The organism is Mesorhizobium sp. M1312 (assembly GCF_040318115.1).
Classification (GTDB): Bacteria; Pseudomonadota; Alphaproteobacteria; order Rhizobiales; family Rhizobiaceae; genus Mesorhizobium.
Genome location: NZ_JAMYLQ010000078.1, coordinates 1 through 4,531 on the forward strand (window position 1 = coordinate 1; position 4,531 = coordinate 4,531).

Sequence of the window (4,531 nt, forward strand, 5' to 3'; positions counted from 1 at the left end):
TGGGGGGGGTTGGGGGTGTTAAACCCGGCAAATGGGGGGTACGGGTTTTTTCCGGGCCTACCCCCCTGTTTGGGGGGTTTTTCGGCCGTCATCCCTGACTTCGCCAATCACGAAGACGAGGGTGCCTGATGGGTCACGATCTCGTTCCACCACGTCAGCGCAAGAACGCAAAATCGATGCGTCGCGTCATGACCGACGCCGAGTTGAAACTGTGGAACGAGCTTCGCGCCCATCGACTGATGGCGCTGAGCTTTCGCCGGCAGGTGCCAATCGGATCTTACATCGTTGATTTTGCCTGTCCGACACACCGCCTGGTCGTCGAGGTCGATGGCAGCCAGCACGCGGACACTGAACACGCCGAGCGCGATGCAACACGCAGCACTTATTTGAAGAGCAGCGGCTGGACCATCCTGCGCTTCTGGAACGACGACCTCATTCGCGACATCGACAATGGCTGCCAGCACATAATCATCGAGGCTGGTGCGGACAGGCTCTGACTTTCACCCCACCACCGGCGTCCACATCACATCCTCGACCCGCAGCGCCCCGGTTGCCAGCATCACCAGCCGGTCGAAGCCGAGTGCGGCGCCGCTTGCCTGCGGCATGATGGCGAGTGCGGCGAGGAAATCCTCGTCGATCGGATAGCGTTCGCCATAGACGCGCTCCTTCTCGTCCATCTCGATGATGAAGCGCCGGCGCTGCTCGGCGGCGTCGGTCAGCTCGCCGAAGGCGTTGGCCAGCTCGACGCCGCAGCAATAGAGCTCGAAGCGCTCGGCGACGCGCGGATCATCCGCGCTCGGCCGGGCAAGGGCAGCCTCCGAAATCGGATAGCCGTAAAGGATGGTGGCGCGCCCCTGCCCCAGCGCCGGCTCGATCTTTTCCACCATCACCCGGCTGAACAGATCGGCCCAATTGTCGTCGGGCGCCGTGCGTAATCCCGCCTTGATCAGAGCCGCGTGCAGCGCTTCGCGATCGGTGCTGCCGTCGGCGGCGACCGTGGCCAGCAGATCGATACCGGCGTGGCGCATGAAGGCATCGGCGACGCTCAACCGTTCCGGCTCGGCTAACGGATCGGCCTCGCGTCCGCGAAAGGCGAAACGTTTTGTGCCGGCGCGCTCGGCGGCCAGCGCGACAAGCCCGGCGCAATCCTCCATCAGGCTCTCATAAGTCTCATCAGCCCGATACCATTCCAGCATGGTGAAGGATGGATGGTGCAACGGGCCGCGCTCGCGGTTGCGATAGACGGAACTCAGGCTGAAGATGCGTTTCTCGCCGGCGGCGAGCAGCTTCTTGCAGGCGAATTCCGGCGAGGTGTGCAAATAGAGCGGCTGGTGCTGCCCGTCCGGCCCGATCGCCTCGGTGACGAAGGCCGACAGATGCGCCTCGTTGCCGGGCGAGATTTGCAGCGCCGCCGTCTCCACCTCGACAAAGTCGCGGCGGGCAAACCAGTCGCGCAGGGCCGCAGTGATGGCATTGCGTAGGATCAGCCGCGGCCGTCGGTCGGCGTGAACATCAGGCGTCCACCAGGGCGAGGCGGCGGTCATGACAGCCGGATTTGCATGGAGGACTGGCGATTGTCGCCAAGATGCGCTAGGCCGCACCGAACGGCTCCCGCAGCCGATTTGCGCCAGTCGGCGCTCCCAGGCCAGTCAACGCTCTTAGGAATAAAGCCCGTGAAGGTCATCGCCAGTTCCCTACGCAAAGGCAATGTCGTCGAAAAGGACGGCAAGCTCTATGTGATCCTCTTTGCCGAAAACATCCATCCGGGCAAGGGCACGCCGGTGACCCAGCTCGACATGCGCCGCATCTCCGATGGAGTGAAGGTTTCGGAGCGCTACCGCACCACCGAGCAGGTCGAGCGCGCCTATGTCGAGGAGCGCGAGCACACTTTCCTCTACCGCGACTCAGAAGGGTTCCATTTCATGAACCCGGAAAGCTACGACCAGGTCGCGGTGTCGGAAAGCGTGGTCGGCGAGATGGCGCCCTATCTCACGGAAGGCATGGCGGTGCAGATCTCCCAGCACAATGGCATCGCCATCTCGCTGGTGCTGCCGCAGCGCGCCACCTTCGAGGTAGTCGAGACCGAGCCGGTAACCAAGGGCCAGACGGCATCTTCGTCCTACAAGCCGGCGACGCTGTCCAACGGCGTGCGCACGCTGGTACCGCCGCACATCAGCGCCGGCACCCGCGTGGTGGTGATGACGGCGGACGGCGCGTATGTGGAACGCGCGAAGGATTGAGGCTGCAAGGTTACTTTTTATCCCCCGCTCACGGCGTCGCGGCCGCTTCGCGAGCCGGGCAATGTGCGGCCAAGATGACGCTGTCGCGAAAGGCGTCCGTGGTCAATTTGTCGCCAGGCGGGCGACAGGCGTCGCGTGCTGGAAGCCGACTGGCGCGCGGCGGCTAGTAGCGGGAGCAAATCGCGTACACAGCTGCCAGATATGTGAGTGCGATCGTGACGTAGGAGACCGCGAGTTCGGCCACGATCGAGGTGATTTGAAGCAGCGTCACCGGAAAACCCTTTGTTAACCCTAACTCGCTAATACGCCTTAATCCCCTCCCTTGACAGTCCCCATAAGTTGGTGAGCGAGACCATGTGCACGCTACGGCGCCTGCTCGTCGCAAAAAGGCCAACCCGCGATTGGTCGTGCCGATGCGGGTAAGAGCGTTCTTCACTGGACAGTGTAGCGGGGATTCAGCCAAGGATGAGACCCGCTACCAGAACCGTAAGGATCATCGACAGCGGAACGGCAAGAAGGCAGCACGCCTCCAAAGTGTTGATTTGCCAAGAGTTCATCGGGCGCTTCCCAGTTGATTTCCTACCTAAACGGGCAAACCGGGACGGCAGTTCCACGGAAAGTGTCCGACGTCATCCACACCGCTCATCGTGCCGATCGGCGCCAACCCTCATTCCCGGTCATCCAGCGGGCGCGCGCCAGATGCGTCGCCCAAGCCCGGAATGCCCGTTCCGGCTCCTGGTTCGGGTCAATGTGCAGAACGGTGCGGACGACCTCACGCCAATCGGCCCCGTCCGCCGAGGCATCGAGCAGCCGGATGTAAGTCAGCATGCAGTGCTCGTCATAGGCGGTCAGCACCGAAGACGTCGGCGCCACGTCTGCGAAATGAGGGTCTAGCGGTGGCTTTGGCATTGCGATCTACCAGCAATGGCGGACCGTAACAGGCCGTCGAGAAGCCCGCGCCCTTCAATTGGAGGACGCTGCGGGTCGAGGTTCGCCTCTAGCCTGACCCCCCATCGGTCCGGCGTCTCGCCGTCCGCTCGCGCCCTACCCCCGCGGCCGCCGCATCAGCATCATCCCGTAATGCACCGCCAACAAATCCAGCCCGACCTTGAGCAGTTTGGACACAACGTCCCGCGGCTCGCCCGTCTGTTCGGCCAGGCTCTTTACCGTCTCGCCTTGGCAGCAGACTTTTTGCACCGCGACTGACACCTCCCAATGCATAAGCGCCCTGGTGGCGTCGGCATAGGCGCGGCCGGCGGACAGGATGCGGTCGGCAACGCCGCCGCCGATGCGGCCGCCGTCGACGCGCTCGGTCAGCGCCATCGGCTTGACGCCGTCCTGTGCCGAGACGCGAAAATCCTCTCGGTAGCGTATACCCGCCTCGCGCTGCTGGCGCGACAGCGAGGTGATGCCGGTCAGCGGGTCGACATTGCGCACCCGCACAATGCCGCCGGGCGGGCCGTCATTGGAAACCTCATAGATGCGCCTCGCCTCCAGCGTGCCGGTCGCCAGCCGCTTGCGGCCGAAGGCGTCGTCCTTCAGCGCGAAATCATGGCCGACATTCTTGCGGATGCGCACCTGCTCGGCCTCGCCCTTGGCTAGTTTCGGCGGCTTGGGTGCCTTGACTTTGGCGGTCTTCTTGCTCATGAACAGTCTCCTCGTTTGATTTGCTGCCTTCGCAGAACCTGGGTTCCTCGTCCCACGAAGTGGGGAAAGGAACGCAAGGCCCAGTTCACGCCGTATCCGCCAGCGCGGTGCGGCGATGGTCGCAGAAGCGCGCCGCGTGATAGGCGCAGTAGCTTTTCAGCGGCCGCGTGCGCAGGCCGCAGCACAGCATCTCCAGTCCCGGCCGGCTGCCGGGCGCATCGTTTTCCGGGTCTTCCTCGAGCGTCAGATCGAGCGGCGCACGGCAGCGGTTGAACAGGCAGTCGATGAAGCGCATAGCCGCGACATGCGGCCGGCGCCCGGCGGCGGCCAAGGGGCGGGGCGCCGGCACCCTGAGGGCCTCGGGCCCGTGGATCTCGCGCACGAACTGGCGCTGGGGCAGCCAGACCGGCGGCGCCAGCCTGGCCGGCGTGCGGGCGATGCTTTGCAATTCTGTATCGGCGGGCATGGTGTTCTTCCATTGAAAGGTTGCGTAATGCCGAAGCTCGTCCGGGGAGGACGATCACCTCCGGGGGGGGGGGGGGGGGGGGGGGCCGGCGCCGGGGGGGGGGGGGGCCCCCCCGCGCCCCCCCCCCGCCGCGGACAGCTACACGGCAGGGAGGGGGGGGGTGGGGGAGTATGGGGCG

Annotated in this window: 6 protein-coding genes; 2 read left to right on the top strand and 4 right to left on the bottom strand. The window is 64.8% G+C overall.

What is annotated here, in order from left to right:
* Positions 1-128 precede the first annotated feature (128 nt).
* Positions 129-497 (top strand): endonuclease domain-containing protein, encoded by a 369-nt coding sequence (locus NKH36_RS34415; RefSeq protein ID WP_352966256.1) that lies wholly within the window; start codon positions 129-131, stop codon positions 495-497.
* A gap of 3 nt (positions 498-500) precedes the next feature.
* Here the strand turns inward: NKH36_RS34415 and epmA are convergent, their stop codons facing one another.
* On the bottom strand, positions 501-1,544 hold the full coding sequence (gene epmA / locus NKH36_RS34420) for an EF-P lysine aminoacylase EpmA (RefSeq protein ID WP_352966257.1): 1,044 nt from the start codon (positions 1,542-1,544) through the stop codon (positions 501-503).
* Between the two features lie 129 nt (positions 1,545-1,673).
* Between epmA and efp the strand changes: the two genes are divergently transcribed.
* Entirely contained in the window at positions 1,674-2,240 is a 567-nt protein-coding gene (gene efp, locus NKH36_RS34425) for an elongation factor P (RefSeq protein WP_292509035.1), read from the top strand.
* Positions 2,241-2,882: 642 nt separating this feature from the next.
* Here the strand turns inward: efp and NKH36_RS34430 are convergent.
* From NKH36_RS34430 to NKH36_RS34440, 3 genes are all read right to left on the bottom strand, one after another.
* Entirely contained in the window at positions 2,883-3,149 is a 267-nt protein-coding gene (locus NKH36_RS34430; protein WP_352966258.1) for a hypothetical protein, read from the bottom strand.
* A 135-nt stretch (positions 3,150-3,284) separates the two neighbouring features.
* Positions 3,285-3,887, bottom strand: coding sequence for a DUF6456 domain-containing protein (locus NKH36_RS34435; protein WP_352966260.1), 603 nt, complete (start codon positions 3,885-3,887; stop codon positions 3,285-3,287).
* 85 nt (positions 3,888-3,972) lie between these two features.
* Positions 3,973-4,353, bottom strand: coding sequence for a hypothetical protein (locus NKH36_RS34440; protein WP_352966261.1), 381 nt, complete (start codon positions 4,351-4,353; stop codon positions 3,973-3,975).
* Positions 4,354-4,531 lie beyond the last annotated feature (178 nt).